Origin of the sequence: Aliiglaciecola sp. LCG003 (genome assembly GCF_030316135.1) — a bacterium.
Taxonomy (GTDB): Bacteria; Pseudomonadota; Gammaproteobacteria; order Enterobacterales; family Alteromonadaceae; genus Aliiglaciecola.
In genome coordinates this window covers 2,916,475-2,931,915 of the sequence record NZ_CP128185.1, presented here as the reverse complement: position 1 = coordinate 2,931,915, position 15,441 = coordinate 2,916,475, and the positions used below count along the sequence as shown (strand labels likewise).

Below are 15,441 nucleotides of genomic sequence, written 5' to 3'. Positions count from 1 at the left end.
CTTTAAGGTATCGATAAAATTCGATGCTTCAGCAGTCAGTTAAATCAGAACTTAAACCTTACACAACGGTCTTCGACTACCACGGTTTTGCCATATTCGCGGAACAGCTTTTGCTGCCAATCATCTTCATCCATTTCATAAACAAATTCCGGATCCTGTTTTAACTCTTCTATCAGTTTGATGATCTGCGGCTGGTGGTAGTTTAGAATTTTTTGTTTACTGCCAGAAAGATACAAGTGCAAATAATCCGACGCCATATCTGAACTTCCCGCTGTCATTAAACCTATGGCTGACTTGAAGGTACCGCTGATCAAGTTCTGTACCCCTTTTGGCAGGACTAGATCGAGTAATTGCCGCGAATTATTCAGTAACGCATATTCATCATTAATTAACTCGATTGAATCCAGCAGCATTTGCTCAATGGAAACCGTTTTGCTTGTGACATCGTATTGAGGGGTAACCAGCAATGAAATTGACAAATGGGCACGATATAAAGGGGTGCCCGCTGAATCAATATCAAGACTTGCTAAAATTTTTACATGCACCGAATCACTGCGGCTTGGAATATCAATGTGGGCATTCAATAGGGTGAACGTGCCCTTACCAACAGGTACATCGACAAGAAATGATTGGGGAAAATGGGGCTCAGCTAACTCATTTAATTCTTCGATGCTGTAGTCGACATGCGGGAGTTTTCCACGCTTTATCATCCATCTAGCGGATAGTTGCTGTAACCATAAAACGAGATCTTGGCGCCAACTTGTTTTCACTTGGGAATGCATTCACATAGATAGAGTCATGGAGTTAGTGTGTAGTGACCAGACCGTGCTTGTCAAGAATACAGTAGAAGCCTGCCGGTGATATTGTGGATTTCCGTTCTTATGCGGGAGCAATAATCAGGCTATAGCCACTGAAAATTATAGCGCAGCAGTGGAACATGCTCAGCAGGCGTATGCCCTTGGTAAGGATATATATGCACAAGGTACGGAAAATGCGATCAATCTTGAATACAATTTAGGATTAGCTTATTCGTTGAATAATGAGACAATATTGGATGATATTGAGCCAACTCCCTTATATCGTAAAGCGCCTGAGTATCCGGTTGTAGGGGCTCGTCATAAAAAGAATGGTTCTGTATTACTTAGTTTTGATATCGATGACGCTGGTTTTGTGAAAAACATCAATATGGAAGAGGAAGACGGTGGTCAACACTTTGTTAAAAGCTCTATAGAAGCATTGAACAAGTGGCGGTATGGACCGAAAATCATCGATGGAAAGGCGGTCAATGCGGAAAATATGAGAGTCCGCTTAGATTTCAAAATAGACCGTTCATAGTTTACCGACCCTAGGCCCTAGCCGCACAGTGATGATTTATCCGTGCGGCTTCCCTATAGATTACATGTCTTAGTTGAACAGGGGGCGGGTAGCTGAATACCTCAGTCTTAACGCTTTTACTAAGCTTGTTCATCTAACTCCCTTTCTTATCAATAACCCCCTTTGGTAGTAGTAGCTAATCGTAACGATTTGATTGAGACTTTAAATATTAAAGTGTTATTCACGCTCACTAAAATAGTTACTAATTGCTATGTAACAGATCTCGTTTAACAGAATCTACGTAAACCCTCAGATCCATTGTAAAATACACTTTGATAATGCACTTGCCACTCAAATAAGACAAAATTTCAGGTTCCAATTAGAAGCCATTGCTTTGATATTTACATAAAAGTAACACTTAATTTGGTTTTTTGATAAACTCACTGGTAAGACATCAGATGAGTTGCGGTTGAACTTAGATAAACTTTTAAATATAACGTTAAATCAGTATGTTAATAATCCGGCCAGAGTAGTAAAGAGAGAAAATGAACGATTTAAGCCAAACTCAATTCGATTTTATTATTGTTGGAGCCGGTTCCGCAGGAGCTGCTTTGGCATCTCGTTTAAGCGAAAATCCGTCTGTCACTGTGTGTCTTATTGAAGCTGGCGGCAAAGATAGAAATCCGCTTATTCATATCCCATTTGGGTTATCACTATTATCTCGAGTTGAAAGTGTTAATTGGAATTACAACACTGCGGCGCAAACCGAATTAAATAATCGAGAATTGTACTGGCCAAGAGGCAAAACGCTAGGTGGCTCTAGCTCTATCAACGCAATGTGCTACATTCGCGGTGACCATAAAGACTACGATGATTGGCATACACAAGGTGCAACAGGTTGGGACTGGCAATCGGTTAAACCTTATTTTATTCAATCTGAAAAACAGCAGCACGGCGCTAACGAAGATCACGGTGATGCAGGTCTACTAAGCGTCACCGATCTCCAGCACATCAATCCATTATCAGCCTCTTTTGTCCAAGCTGCTGATGAAGTAGGTATGCCAACCCTTGCCGATTTTAATGGCCAGCAACGTGAAGGGCTGGGTTATTATCAGGTCACCCAAGTTAATGGACAGCGCTGTTCCGCTGCCAAAGGTTATTTAACCCCAGCGTTGCAACGAAGTAATCTTGCGATTTTAACTCACGCCCAAGTTGAGCGGGTCATCACCAACAATGGTCAAGCCACAGGGATCGCATTGCGACTAGATGGCAAAGCAGTGCAACTTGATGCCAGTAAAGAAGTAATTTTGTCGGCTGGTGCAATCAACAGTCCCCAATTACTAATGCTATCCGGAATTGGTCCACAGGCTCATTTGCAACAGCATGGGATTGAAACTGTCGTCGACTTACCCGGTGTGGGGCAAAATCTACAGGATCATTTAGACGCCATCGTGCAACATCGCTGTGAAGCAAAGCAAGGCTATGCGGTGGCTTGGGGGGCGTTACCCATGTACATCAAAGGGGTCTTTCAGTATTTATTTGCTAGAAAAGGTCCATTTTCATCGAATATCGCTGAGGCGGGTGGATTCGCCAGTAGCAAATATGCGCAAGATCGTCCCGATTTACAGTATCATTTTCTACCGGCTATCTTATTGAATCACGGCAGAAGCACTGCATTTGGTTATGGTTATGGCATTCATGTATGTTGTTTGTATCCTAAAAGCCGCGGCGAAATTCGTTTAGCCTCAAAGGATCCTTTAGCACCTGCGGTGATTGACCCTCAGTATCTAACCCATCCGGAAGACGTCGCCGTAATGATAGATGGCGTACGAAAAGCGCGGGCAATATTGGCAAGTAAAACCTTCCAGCAATATGGTTCAAGAGAGATTGGTCCCGGGCCTGATGCACAATCAGATGAACAAATTTTGAGTTTTTTGCGCAAGCGAGCTGAAACTATTTACCATCCTATTGGTACCTGCAAAATGGGGGAGGTAGACGATATGATGAGCGTGGTCGATACGCAATTGAAAGTTAAAGGGATAAAAGGTTTGAGAGTGGTTGATGCATCAGTAATGCCAAGCCTAATTGGCGGTAATACCAATGCTCCCACCATTATGATTGCCGAGCGTGCTGCAGATATGATCAAGCAGGAATATCAGCTTCACCACTAATGATAACAATTAATCTTTAACGCTATGTAGTAGCAAGCTGTTTACCCATAGCTCAAGGTTTTTCTTTCACGGGGTTTTGCTAAACAACTCGACCGCCGTGTCACACATTTCATCAATATGACTGGCATCTGCGTAGATCCCATCAATCAGTAAGCGCGCTATCCCGTGCAGGGTTCCCCACGTCACTTGTGCAAGGCGCAGCGTATCAGCCTCAGCTGACATGATACCCTGTTGCTGCCACGTTTGAGTCATGGTGACCTGATGTTGAAAGCTGGGAAATGCCACCGCTTTTAGAGATTCTGTGGCACTATTTTGCTTCCATATGGTGCGCCCAAACATCAAATCATATAATTCTGGGTTGTCTGCCGCATAGTGAATGTATCCATGGACAAACTGTCTATATTTCTGTTTCGGGCTTAAATCGGGCTGTTCAAAGATCTCTTTCGCTTCGCGCTGCCAATGGATGAAACCTTGCTCTGCAATCGCGCAAAGCAGTTGATTTTTGTCTTTGAAATGGTGATAGGGCGCGGTACGAGACACACCTACACGGTCAGCTAATTTACGCAGAGAAAGTCCGTCGACACCGTCTTCACCTAACATCGCAGTCGCAGCATCAAGCAAACTAGCGCGCAAGTCGCCATGGTGATATCGAGATTTTTGATTAGATATTTTTTTCATGACGGAACTCTAGCATAGATCTTGACAGCGTCAAAATAAGCCTCTATCTTGACGTTGTCTAGTTTGTGAGAGAAAGCTAATTCAGCTCACTTATATGGATTCATCAACGATCTAAACGGTAGTGATGCCGTTTACGTGCTTTACTTAAGCTGAACTTGACCTGATAGGAGAAAACCATGACAGATTTAACATTCGATGATTTAACTACGCTGAACGTGACTATCGATAATCATATTGCGCACATCCAATTATGTCGACCGGACCAACTTAACAGCATGATCCCTGAGTTTTGGCTGGAATTACCCGCTGTAGTGCGCAAGATAGATGATCATGCTGCGGCAAGAGTCATCGTTATTTCTTCTACAGGTAAGCATTTTAGTGCAGGTATGGATTTGTCAGTGTTTATGCAAATGGGCAAAGACTTCAGTGGTGAGCCTGCTCGTCGTGCTGAAAAAATGCGCCGTTCGGTGTTAGAGCTACAAGACTCATTCAATGCACTTGAATCTATTCGTATTCCAGTATTAGCCGCCTTGCAAGGCGGTGTAATAGGAGGAGCAGTTGACATGGTATGCGCTGCAGATAGTCGTTACTGCACCGAAGACACCTTTTTTACCATAAAAGAAACCGAGCTTGGGATGACCGCGGACGTTGGTACATTGCAGCGACTTCCACATTTAATTCCCCAAGGCTTAATTAGAGAATTAGCCTACACCGGACGTAACTGGAGTGCTCAAGAAGCCATGGCCCAGGGGTTTGTTAATCAGGTTTATGCTGATCAGGAAGCCATGCTTAGCGCAGTAATGAAAATTGCCGCTAAAATCGCGATGAATTCCCCTATGGCAGTCGCCGGTTGCAAAGAAATGATTAATTACAGCCGCGATCACAGTGTTCAAGACAGTTTGAATTATATGGCTACGTGGCAGGCAGGGATGTTTCAAATGCCGGATATTCAAGAAGCAATGGCGGCTCAACAACAGAAGAGATTGCCCAGCTACGAAGCGCTTCGTGACAAGCGCTCGATGATGTCTGCAAACAAGAAAGCATAATATTGATAGGATTATATTTTAAATGACTGCACAACTAAAAATTGAAAACCCGTATCCACATTTATTTCAGTCACTTGATTTAGGTTTCACTCAGTTACGAAACAGAGTGTTGATGGGCTCGATGCATACCGGTTTAGAAGAAGCCCCTGATGGGCATATTCGTATGGCGGCATTTTTTGCGGAACGGGCCAGAGGTGGTGTTGGCTTAATCGTCACCGGTGGGATTGGTCCAAATGATGAAGGCGCAACCCATGCCAAAACCAATCGCTTGGATAATGACCAAAGAGTGGCCGAGCATAAAGTAGTAACGGATGCTGTACATAAGGAAGGAGGTAAGATTTGTATGCAAATCTTACATACCGGACGCTACGCTTACAATCCTCAATTGGTTGCACCTTCTGCTATTCAAGCGCCTATTAATCCGTTTAAACCTAAAGAGCTTGATGAAGCGGGGATTCAGAAGCAAATTGATGACTTTGTCTTTACTGCCACACAAGCCCAAAAAGCCGGTTATGACGGTGTTGAAATCATGGGATCTGAAGGCTATTTCTTGAATCAATTTATTGCATCTCGGACCAACCATCGGGATGACAAGTGGGGTGGGGAGTACGAAAACCGTATTCGTTTACCTATCGAAGTCGTGCGTCGGGTTCGCGAAGCCGTGGGTGAACATTTCATCATTATTTATCGCTTATCTATGCTGGATTTAGTTGAAGGAGGTTCAACCTATGATGAAGTCGTCAAACTCGGCTTAGAAGTTGAGCAAGCCGGTGCGACCATCATCAATACTGGTATCGGTTGGCATGAAGCCCGGATCCCAACAATTGCGACTAAGGTACCCCGTGCCGCCTTTACTTGGGTAACGGCGAAATTTCGTAAAGCACTGAATATCCCAGTTATCACGTCAAACCGGATCAACACCCCAGAAGTAGCCGAACAGGTATTGGCTCGTGGCGATGCGGACATGGTATCTATGGCACGACCCTTTTTGGCTGATCCTGATTTCGTTATCAAAGCAATGCAAGACAGAGCCGATGAAATAAATACCTGTATCGGTTGTAACCAAGCGTGTTTAGATCATGTGTTTGAAAATAAAACCGCCAGTTGCTTGGTTAACCCAAGGGCTTGTCATGAGACCGAACTCAATATTGTTAAGGCACTAAAAGTTAAAAATATGGCGGTCGTGGGAGCAGGGCCGGCAGGTTTGGCCGCTGCAGTATCATTGGCGCAACGAGGGCACAGTGTGACTTTGTTCGACGCTGCTAAGGAGATTGGCGGACAATTTAATATTGCGAAGCAAATTCCTGGTAAAGAAGAATTCTTTGAAACCTTGAGATACTTTGCGCGCCAATTGGAGCTCAATGGCGTGACACTTAAGCTAAATGTTAAAGTGACTGCTGAAATGCTTAATAACGCCGATTTCGATGAAGTGCTCATTGCCACGGGTATCAAACCCCGTATGCCACACATCGAAGGTATTGAGCATGACAAGGTGTTAAGCTACTTGGACGTGATCCGCGATAAAAAACCAGTTGGCGATAAAGTCGCTGTAATTGGTGCCGGTGGTATCGGTTTTGATGTATCTGAATTTTTATCCCATGCTGGCGAATCAACCAGTCAAAATATCCCTGCTTTTATGAAAGAGTGGGGCATTGATATGACCTTTAATTCCCGAGGCGGCATTGAAGGCATGCAGGCTCAGCCAACTGCATCCGGTCGAGAAATCTATTTGTTACAGCGAAAAACCACTAAAGTAGGGGCTAATCTGGGCAAAACTACCGGTTGGGCACATCGTGTAGGCTTGTTGGCCAGGGGCGTAAAGCTGGTTGCAGGGGTTGAGTATTTAAAAATTGACGACCAAGGTTTACACATTAAAGTGAATGATGAAGTTCAGATACTTGATGTAGATAACGTTGTGATCTGTGCTGGACAAGATCCCTTACGAGAACTAACAGATGGTTTGAACATTCCATTTCACTTAATTGGTGGTGCGGATGTCGCAGCAGAGCTAGATGCGAAAAGGGCGATTGACCAAGGCACCAGATTGGCTGCAACCTTGTAACCCATAATTTAACCCAAAAAAAACCAGCCACTTAGGCTGGTTTTTTATTGAGTAAATAATTTTTACGCGAAGTTTTTCGCAGCAAAATCCCAGTTAACCAATGACCAGAAGCCATTTAAGTAATTAGGACGAACATTACGATAGTCAATATAGTAAGCGTGTTCCCACAAATCTACAGTGATAAGCGGCGTTACACCTTCTTCTGTAATTGGAGTTCCCGCATTGCTAGTATTAACAATGTCTAGGCTGCCATCAGCTTTTTTAACTAACCACGTCCAGCTAGAGCCGAAGTTGTTAACCGCTTTATCATTGAAGGCTGCTTTGAAATCGTCAAAAGAACCCCATTTTGCATTGATCGCAGTTGCAAGATCGCCACTTGGCTCACCGCCACCGTTAGGGCTTAAGCTGTGCCAGTAAAAAGTGTGGTTCCAAATTTGTGCCGCATTGTTGAATACGCCACCGTCAGAATTTTTAATCACTTCTTCGAGGCTCATGTTAGCCATGTCAGTGCCTTCGACTAGACCATTCAATTTAGTAACGTATGTCGCGTGATGCTTACCGTAGTGAAACTCTAATGTTTCAGCAGAAATATGTGGCTCAAGAGCGTTTTTTTCATAAGGTAGCGCGGGTAGTTCAAATGCCATGATAGGTCTCCATAATTGAGCAATAGCTGTTTTAATGCGTGTTAAATGCTAGCTTGAAAAAAAAGAATGTAAAGCCTTGCTTGAGACTTTTCATTCATAAGTTATCAATTCATATCAAGTTGTAATGAGGGCGGGTTAACAATTTTCAACCCCCTAAACTTTTTACTGGTTAACTGCGTTGCGGATCACTTTACCTGTTTGCATAGCTTAAAAGCAATCAAACTAAGGATCAATTTGGAAAGGCAGGCTTGAAAGGAGTACACTTAGACCCATATAGCTAATCATTCAATTGTTAATTTTAGAGAGTACTCAGATGGAAACCGTAGATAAAATCAAGCAGCAAATTTCCGAAAACCCCATATTGTTATACATGAAAGGTTCGCCTAAATTACCCAGTTGTGGTTTTTCCTCTCAAGCTTCTCAAGCCCTTATGTCCTGTGGAGAGCAGTTTGCTTATGTAGATATTCTACAAAACCCAGATATCAGAGCTGAATTGCCCAAATATGCTGATTGGCCAACCTTCCCCCAACTTTGGGTTGATGGAGAGTTAGTTGGCGGCTGCGATATCATTATCGAGATGTTTCAACAAGGTGAACTTCAACCTCTTGTTAAGCAAACTGCTGAAAAGTATAACAAAAGCGAAGAGTCCGAATAATCGAACCCCTGACGTTTTAGTAATAAAAAAGGAGCATTTAAGCTCCTTTTTTTGCAATCAATTTGATTGGATTAAATCAGGCTAGCAAACTTCTTTAAACAGAGATTCGTCCATTATGGTGGAGTCGATGATATCTTGCGCCATCTGTATACATCTACCACACTGACTGCCAACACCAAGCTTCATGCGCAACTCGCGAGTTGTCCCCACGCCATCTTCTCGCACAGCTTGTTTAATCTTTTTGTCAGTTATGCCATGGCATAAACATACATACATACACTTTCACCTCAATCGTTATGCAAATGATAATAATTGTTATTTACACGCAATTCAAGTTATAATTTGCATAAATACTGAACAAAACTGAATTTCATTTATATCTAATTGTAATGAAGGCCATTTTTTGTTTGGTCGACTAGCTTTTGTATCTTTTAGTTTGTGACACTGACATTGAAAAGCAAAGGACCATTTTGGCTGACTTTCGACACATTAAAGGGCAATATCTGGCCTTTTGATAAATCTGCAGCTATCGCAACTTTTTTAGTCTACAAATTGAGGCATAAAAATATTGTTTTCAACCTTGCTATTTGACTTTAAGGTCTTATATCAGGGCTAGGTTTAATCAATAAAATTCGATAAATCATAAGCACAACATTTGAAATAGTGCTTTTTTACATAATGGAGAATTAAATGAGTGTATTAGTTGGTCGACCAGCCCCAGATTTCACCGCGGCTGCGGTTCTTGGAAGTGGCGAGATTGTAGACAGTTTTACGTTAAGTGAAAATATTAAAGGTAAAAAAGCCGTAGTGTTTTTCTATCCTCTGGATTTTACCTTTGTGTGTCCTTCAGAATTGATTGCCTTTGACAAACGCTATGATGAATTTAAAAAACGCGGTGTTGAAGTCATTGGTGTATCAATTGATTCTCAATTTAGCCACAACGCGTGGAGAAATACTCCAGTAAATCAAGGTGGTATTGGTCCAGTTAAATATACACTAATTGCAGACGTTAAGCATGAAATCTGTCAAGCATATGATGTTGAGCATCCAGCTGATGGTGTTGCATTTCGTGGTTCATTCTTGATTGATGCTGAAGGTAATGTGCGTCATCAAGTGGTTAATGATCTACCGCTTGGTCGTAACGTAGATGAAATGCTGCGTATGGTCGATGCGTTAAACTTCCATGAAGAACATGGTGAAGTTTGTCCTGCTGGTTGGCAGGAAGGCAAAAAGGGTATGGATGCAAGCCCAGAAGGTGTTGCTAAGTACCTATCTGAAAACTCGGATGCGCTATAGTCATCTAGTTGAGATAAAAGCTATATTGAGAACCGCTTCTTATTGAAGCGGTTTTTTTATGGTTTTTTAGTGGGTGAAAACCGGGTCACCAATAACGCTCCATAATAAGACAGAGCCGACCATTAGTATCACAAGTAATATTAATCCGCCGGTCACTACTGAACTTGAATAAATAAATCCCTTGTCTTCGGGAATATGCAACATGATTGGCACGCCTGAATAGAGCAAGTAAATAGAATAAGACACGCCGACAAACCCCACCATCATCACAAACCAAAGTGCCGGATAAAACGCAGCGAATCCGCACATAAACAGTGGAGTGGCGGTGTAAGCAGCTAATTCCAGTGATTGAGTATAAGTGGGATTTGAATCAAACACCTTTGCCAATTCATGCATAATGATTGCCAGCGCCACTACACCAGCCATTAGACCAAAATACATCCCTATTCCCAGGCTAAGAGCGGATTGTTGATTAAGTTTGATCACTTCGCCCACACCAATACTCCAGCCTAAATGCGCGGAGGCATAGTAACTAAGAATAGCGGGAATTAACGCAATGATGCAGATATGGCTAAGACTATAAAAATAACTCTCATGCTTTTCATCGATGGCATGCCATTCTTCTTTTGGGTGAGTGTAGATTCCCCACAGGTGATTCAATATCACAATACGACTCCTTAGGCGGCTTTTTATACAGATGTTAAAGTCACTTTAACGTATGTTTTACATGTTGTTAACAGCAGTGTCTTTTACCAAAGCTGTTAGGTCAATCTTTTTGTGTGAAAAATGTGCTGATAGTTTGTAATCCGAGCATTTATGGAAGGGTGGGAGGCTGTATTTCGCATAATTGAGCTATCCGGCGCATAGGAAAGCACCACTTGACAGCAAACAGCCCCCCCAATTCGAAAAAGTCACTTTGTGCCGCAAAGGCCATTAACTCTCTCAAATTGAACCGCGGGTGACTCTTTGACGTTATAAGGGCAAACATTGCTCAGTCAAATCTGCGGCAGAATATTGATATTCGACCTAAACAAATTATTTGGATCTACTATGCCTTTAATTTTTTGCAGTCTTGCCAAGTTCGCCCCGTAAGGACCTATTTTTCTTATTTCGCCGTTTTCAGGTACAAAATTGACATAAACGCTACCAGTTGAAAGTGCCTCGGTTTTAGTAAATAGGTCACGCACCCAGGCTTTTCCTGCAACATCGAGATTGTCAGATTGCCAGCGTCCATGAATATTCATAGTGTAAGCGGTCGAACGATGAGGGAATGCCATCGCATCACCTTTCACACGGGAGGCGGCACCGCCTAGTTGAGCGATAAATATCTCACACTCGTCAGATGGTACGCTAGTGATTGCATTCAACATGATATCTATTAGTGAGTCCGTAATCTGTTCGAAGTCATTGGATTTCCAATAGTTCCGCGCCCCCTCGGCCAATAATGGGTCAAATGCACCCTGCCAAGCAACATAGGGTGTTTCAGCAACGGCATCTCCAAGCGGTCGGCCCATTGCGCGCAGTGGCGCTAAGGTTGCTTTCGCGTTGTCCAAATCGCCAATACAAGACATGGCGAGTATCAGAATCGGTTTTCCATGAAATTCAGCCGCAATAAATGGAAAAGGTGGGGCTTTGCGTACTACAGTCCAACAGGATGCTTCATCTGGCAATGACTTGGTAAGCTCCTTGTATTGTTGTAGAACGTGCTTCGCTTGCTCAATGGGAAAGATCACTGGACCAGATAAAATAGTGGGCCCAACCGGATGAAGTTTGAATTCAAAGTTGGTGATCACGCCAAAATTGCCGCTTCCGCCGCGTATAGCCCAAAATAGTTCAGTATTTTCCTGTTCAGACAAATGTAAGAAAGCACCTTCTGCAGTCACTATGTCCGCAGATAAGATATTATCAACGGTGTGCCCAAACGCACGACTCAGCCAACCATAGCCCCCACCAAGGGCCAGCCCGGCGATTCCAGTAGTTGAATTGATACCTGTTGGGACTGCTAGGCCGAAGCACTGCGTTTCGTGATCCACATCGCCCAACAGGGCACCACTTTGAACATTGGCGGTACGTTTTAAAGGATCGACTAATACACCTTTCATCGCGGATAGATCTATCATCATACCGCCGTCACATACGGCCCTACCGGCAATATTGTGTCCACCACCTTTTAAAGATAATAATAGTTTGTGTTGGTGGGCGAATTTAACCGCAAAGATTACGTCTGCGGCGCCAGTGCAGCCCACTATCATGGCTGGATAGTTGTCAATCATTCCATTCCAGACTTGTCGCATTTGTTCATATTGTTGATCTTCACGGAGGATTAATTTGCCCCGTAAACCCGCAGCTAAGCTATCTAGTTGCGGTTGTTCTAATTCGAGCTTTTGCCCATCTAGTTGCATTACTTGAATAGTCATTATCTTGTCCTTTGTGTTGATAACTTCATCAGCCTAGGCCTGCTAGTTTGCTCTGTCTAGTGCACTAACTGGACTGCCTAGTACAAATAAATCACTACCTAACTTGCGCTGACCATGATTAGAGTTAAGCTGTTAGTAATAAGATTGTGCTGAGGGACCGCATATGAATACCACTTCCTATGGGCAATATTGTCCGCTGGCTATGTCTGCTGAATTTCTATGTAACCGATGGACGCTACTGGTTTTTCGAGAATTGTTGTTTGGTTCAAGCAATTTTAATGATATCAGCAGGGGTGTCCCGCGAATGTCTCGAACACTATTATCGACGCGCTTGAAAGAGTTAGTCAGTATAGGGCTAGTTGTGCGTCATGAAAGGCATGCTAGTGGCCAAGTCGACTATGTGTTGACCGATGCGGGTAAGGCTTTAGAGTCAGTTGTTTTTGCAATGGCTTCTTGGGGGCAGGAGTGGTTAGAAACCGAACCTTCAGTTGAAAACGTAGATGTTAGTTTTCTTATGTGGGATATAAGACGCAATGTTAAGATACTTCCACAGTTACCCGATCCTTTTATTGTGCATTTTTTTATCACTGATGTGGTAGAAAATAAGAGTGAGCATTGGTTAGTGTTCGAAAATGAAGAAGTTGATTTGTGTTATATCAATCGTGGTTTTTCAGTCAACGTTAAAATAGAAGTGAGCGCTAAAAAGCTAACAAAGATATGGATGGGATGGGACGATTTTGATCAAGCGATCGCTGACAAAACCCTCAAACTAAGCGGACCTAAAGACTACACAGACATAGCTCAACAATGGTTAGGTTGTAGCAGTGTCGCGCATATCAAAAAACGCGCTAAAGCCTTGCTCACTAAACAATAATCTTAGCTTGATTTGGCCCGATTACTGATCCGATAATTAAAAATTTCCGTAAAACTTTTACTTTGCAGCTGCAACGTTGAATAATTGAGCGTGGGGTGCTTGGCGTTTCACAAAACGTTTTCACTCATTATTCGGTTACGCTGTTTAGAATTTCTATTTGAGACTTTTGGGCAGTGATTAACTTGTATATTAAATGTTGAACATCGCACTCGTTAATCAAACGTTAAACTGTGTGCTAAGTAGTAGGACTATGAAACCAGACTCTGTCGTAAATTCGTCTTTAAGTTTTCTCTCTGGTGGAGGGAAGATGGGCGCGTTGACCCGTGCCTACGACTGGGAAGCAACAAGTTTGGGAAGCCCTGAGAACTGGCCGCAACCTTTAAAAACCAGCTTACGTTTATTACTTTCTACAGGTCATCCCATGCTAATTTGGTGGGGACCTGATTTAATCCAATTTTATAATGATGCCTATTCACGCTCCCTTGGTGTAGAGCGCCATCCTAGTGCTCTGGGGCAATCATGTCGCGAATGCTGGGGAGAAATATGGTCAGTTATTGGTTCACAAATAAACCAGGTTTTGGCCGGTGAGGGACATACCTGGCATGAAAATCAACTGGTACCCATTACCCGCAACGGCGTCCGTGAAGATGTGTATTGGACCTACAGCTATGGCCCTATAGATGATCCCCAATCAGAAGGCGGGGTCGGTGGTATTTTGGTTGTCTGTACGGAAACCACCGAGCAGGTTTTAGCCGAGCAACGGTTAAAAACAGCGACTGAGCGTTGGCGTTCTTTGTTTGACCAAGCTCCAGGTTTTATGTGTATATTGAATGGGCCTGAATATCGCTTCGAATATGCCAATAAAAACTATATTGATATGATTGGCCAACAGGACATTTTAGGTAAAACCGTTCTAGAGGTTTTGCCAGAAGTCGTCAATCAAGGGTTTATTGCGCTATTGGATGAGGTTTATTCAATGGGTAAGACACACAAGGGGGTTGCGACTCCACTAAGCCTCAACTCACAAGAACCACTATTTATCGATTTTGTCTACCAACCTACGTTTGATGAGGATGGCCAAGTTACTGGTATATTGGTGCAAGGTTATGATGTGACTAAACGAGTCCGTGCGACTGCGTCCTTGCATGAAGCCGATCGCCGCAAAGACGAATTTTTGGCTATGCTGGCTCACGAATTGCGGAATCCATTGGCACCCATCCGAAATGTCAGCGAGTTGTTAACTCAATCTGTTCATCAAGATCCCCAGTTGCAAAGTATCGGCAATATATTAGATCGTCAAGTTACCCAATTAACGCATTTAATGGATGATTTACTGGATATCTCGCGCATCACTCAAAACCGCATTACCCTTAAATTTGAGCCATTAAATCTGTCAAAGTTGATGGTTTTGGCTCTAGAGTCTTTAGACAATTCCTTTGAATTAAAACAGCAAGAGGTCAGTTTTCTCGACCATCAGGAGCCTGTGTTTATTAGAGGCGATTTGACTCGAATGGTGCAATGTCTGTCAAATGTGCTCAACAATGCGGTCAAATATACTCCAGTTGGAGGCAGCATTAGTGTTCACCTTACAGTGGAGGGCGCTAATGCAATTGTTACAATAACGGATACCGGTTGTGGCATCCAAAGCGATATGTTAAGCAAGGTATTTGACTTATTTGTACAAGCCAAAGGTTCATTGGATCGCTCACAGGGCGGTTTAGGTATAGGTTTAAATATCGTGCAGCGTATGGTCAATATGCATGGAGGCAGTGTTACAGCAAAGAGCGAAGGATTAGACAAAGGCTCTAGTTTTAGAATTTGCTTACCCCTTATCGAAGCTCCGGATGAGGATTCAAGCTGTTTGTTAGCGGCGAAACAAAGCTATGTTAAACGTATATTGCTGGTGGATGATAATTGTGATGCAGCTGATACGCTGGCTGAATTACTCAGTATGCAAGGTCATGAAGTTACAACCGTCTATACAGCTCACGCAGCGCTTGAGCAAATAGATATTGTGGATCCTAGCGTAGTCTTGCTCGATATTGGTTTGCCTGACATTAATGGTTATGAAGTTGCTAGTTATATTCGGGATAAAAACAAAGAAAGGGTGTTGATTGCAGTAACCGGATACGGCCAAGCAGAAGACATACGCCTAGCCAAAGAGGCGGGCTTTAATTTTCACTTCACCAAGCCGGTAGTATTGAACGACCTAGTGAACGTATTCGACAAGACTGATGGCGATTTACAATCATTTTGATGATTTAATTATTAACTACCCTTGTAT

At 43.0% G+C, this 15,441-nt stretch carries 14 protein-coding genes; 8 read left to right on the top strand and 6 right to left on the bottom strand.

Annotated elements, in window-relative coordinates:
* Nucleotides 1-44: 44 nt before the first annotated feature.
* The gene (locus tag QR722_RS12665; RefSeq protein WP_286283225.1) at nt 45-770 is read right to left on the bottom strand and encodes a DUF1439 domain-containing protein; all 726 of its coding nucleotides are present in this window, start codon (nt 768-770) and stop codon (nt 45-47) included.
* Nucleotides 771-930: 160 nt separating this feature from the next.
* Between QR722_RS12665 and QR722_RS12660 the strand changes: the two genes are divergently transcribed.
* Both QR722_RS12660 and QR722_RS12655 read left to right on the top strand, forming a co-directional pair.
* On the top strand, nt 931-1,335 hold the full coding sequence (locus QR722_RS12660) for an energy transducer TonB (RefSeq protein WP_286283224.1): 405 nt from the start codon (nt 931-933) through the stop codon (nt 1,333-1,335).
* Between the two features lie 524 nt (nt 1,336-1,859).
* The gene (locus QR722_RS12655) at nt 1,860-3,485 is read left to right on the top strand and encodes a GMC family oxidoreductase (RefSeq protein ID WP_286283223.1); all 1,626 of its coding nucleotides are present in this window, start codon (nt 1,860-1,862) and stop codon (nt 3,483-3,485) included.
* A 66-nt stretch (nt 3,486-3,551) separates the two neighbouring features.
* On the opposite strand, the gene QR722_RS12650 is transcribed toward QR722_RS12655, so the two are convergent.
* On the bottom strand, nt 3,552-4,163 hold the full coding sequence (locus QR722_RS12650) for a TetR/AcrR family transcriptional regulator (RefSeq protein ID WP_286283222.1): 612 nt from the start codon (nt 4,161-4,163) through the stop codon (nt 3,552-3,554).
* Nucleotides 4,164-4,339: 176 nt separating this feature from the next.
* On the opposite strand from QR722_RS12650, the gene QR722_RS12645 reads away from it, so the two are divergent.
* Together QR722_RS12645 and QR722_RS12640 are read left to right on the top strand one after the other, a co-directional pair.
* Complete coding sequence (locus QR722_RS12645) at nt 4,340-5,209, top strand: crotonase/enoyl-CoA hydratase family protein (protein ID WP_286283221.1); 870 nt, start codon at nt 4,340-4,342, stop codon at nt 5,207-5,209.
* Nucleotides 5,210-5,231: 22 nt separating this feature from the next.
* Nucleotides 5,232-7,271, top strand: coding sequence for an NADPH-dependent 2,4-dienoyl-CoA reductase (locus QR722_RS12640; RefSeq protein ID WP_286283220.1), 2,040 nt, complete (start codon nt 5,232-5,234; stop codon nt 7,269-7,271).
* A 62-nt stretch (nt 7,272-7,333) separates the two neighbouring features.
* On the opposite strand, the gene QR722_RS12635 is transcribed toward QR722_RS12640, so the two are convergent.
* Nucleotides 7,334-7,915: a Fe-Mn family superoxide dismutase gene (locus QR722_RS12635; protein WP_286283219.1), complete on the bottom strand. Its 582-nt coding sequence runs from the start codon at nt 7,913-7,915 to the stop codon at nt 7,334-7,336.
* A 313-nt stretch (nt 7,916-8,228) separates the two neighbouring features.
* Here QR722_RS12635 and QR722_RS12630 point away from each other — a divergent pair, with 313 nt between their 5' ends.
* Complete coding sequence (locus QR722_RS12630) at nt 8,229-8,570, top strand: Grx4 family monothiol glutaredoxin (protein ID WP_286283218.1); 342 nt, start codon at nt 8,229-8,231, stop codon at nt 8,568-8,570.
* An 81-nt stretch (nt 8,571-8,651) separates the two neighbouring features.
* Here the strand turns inward: QR722_RS12630 and QR722_RS12625 are convergent, their stop codons facing one another.
* A complete protein-coding gene (locus QR722_RS12625) occupies nt 8,652-8,846 on the bottom strand; it encodes a bacterioferritin-associated ferredoxin (RefSeq protein ID WP_286283216.1) in 195 nt (64 codons plus the stop codon).
* Nucleotides 8,847-9,260: 414 nt separating this feature from the next.
* On the opposite strand from QR722_RS12625, the gene QR722_RS12620 reads away from it, so the two are divergent.
* Nucleotides 9,261-9,866 carry a peroxiredoxin gene (locus QR722_RS12620; RefSeq protein ID WP_286283215.1) on the top strand — a complete coding sequence of 202 codons (606 nt, stop codon included), beginning with the start codon at nt 9,261-9,263 and terminating at the stop codon, nt 9,864-9,866.
* Nucleotides 9,867-9,932: 66 nt separating this feature from the next.
* On the opposite strand, the gene QR722_RS12615 is transcribed toward QR722_RS12620, so the two are convergent.
* Both QR722_RS12615 and QR722_RS12610 read right to left on the bottom strand, forming a co-directional pair.
* Nucleotides 9,933-10,532 carry a Yip1 family protein gene (locus QR722_RS12615; protein ID WP_286283214.1) on the bottom strand — a complete coding sequence of 200 codons (600 nt, stop codon included), beginning with the start codon at nt 10,530-10,532 and terminating at the stop codon, nt 9,933-9,935.
* A gap of 329 nt (nt 10,533-10,861) precedes the next feature.
* Nucleotides 10,862-12,283, bottom strand: a complete 1,422-nt coding sequence (locus tag QR722_RS12610) for an FAD-binding oxidoreductase (RefSeq protein WP_286283213.1) — start codon at nt 12,281-12,283, stop codon at nt 10,862-10,864.
* A 163-nt stretch (nt 12,284-12,446) separates the two neighbouring features.
* On the opposite strand from QR722_RS12610, the gene QR722_RS12605 reads away from it, so the two are divergent.
* Nucleotides 12,447-13,157, top strand: a complete 711-nt coding sequence (locus QR722_RS12605; RefSeq protein ID WP_286283212.1) for a winged helix-turn-helix transcriptional regulator — start codon at nt 12,447-12,449, stop codon at nt 13,155-13,157.
* Between the two features lie 250 nt (nt 13,158-13,407).
* Nucleotides 13,408-15,414 carry a hybrid sensor histidine kinase/response regulator gene (locus QR722_RS12600; protein WP_286283211.1) on the top strand — a complete coding sequence of 669 codons (2,007 nt, stop codon included), beginning with the start codon at nt 13,408-13,410 and terminating at the stop codon, nt 15,412-15,414.
* Nucleotides 15,415-15,441 lie beyond the last annotated feature (27 nt).

Coding starts and splice junctions, on each gene's coding strand:
- QR722_RS12655 (WP_286283223.1), top strand. CDS start 1,860: ATGAACGATTTAAGCCAAACTCAATTCGATTTTATTATTGTTGGAGCC.
- QR722_RS12650 (WP_286283222.1), bottom strand. CDS start 4,163: ATGAAAAAAATATCTAATCAAAAATCTCGATATCACCATGGCGACTTG.
- QR722_RS12645 (WP_286283221.1), top strand. CDS start 4,340: ATGACAGATTTAACATTCGATGATTTAACTACGCTGAACGTGACTATC.
- QR722_RS12640 (WP_286283220.1), top strand. CDS start 5,232: ATGACTGCACAACTAAAAATTGAAAACCCGTATCCACATTTATTTCAG.
- QR722_RS12635 (WP_286283219.1), bottom strand. CDS start 7,915: ATGGCATTTGAACTACCCGCGCTACCTTATGAAAAAAACGCTCTTGAG.
- QR722_RS12630 (WP_286283218.1), top strand. CDS start 8,229: ATGGAAACCGTAGATAAAATCAAGCAGCAAATTTCCGAAAACCCCATA.
- QR722_RS12625 (WP_286283216.1), bottom strand. CDS start 8,846: ATGTATGTATGTTTATGCCATGGCATAACTGACAAAAAGATTAAACAA.
- QR722_RS12620 (WP_286283215.1), top strand. CDS start 9,261: ATGAGTGTATTAGTTGGTCGACCAGCCCCAGATTTCACCGCGGCTGCG.
- QR722_RS12610 (WP_286283213.1), bottom strand. CDS start 12,283: ATGACTATTCAAGTAATGCAACTAGATGGGCAAAAGCTCGAATTAGAA.
- QR722_RS12605 (WP_286283212.1), top strand. CDS start 12,447: ATGAATACCACTTCCTATGGGCAATATTGTCCGCTGGCTATGTCTGCT.
- QR722_RS12600 (WP_286283211.1), top strand. CDS start 13,408: ATGAAACCAGACTCTGTCGTAAATTCGTCTTTAAGTTTTCTCTCTGGT.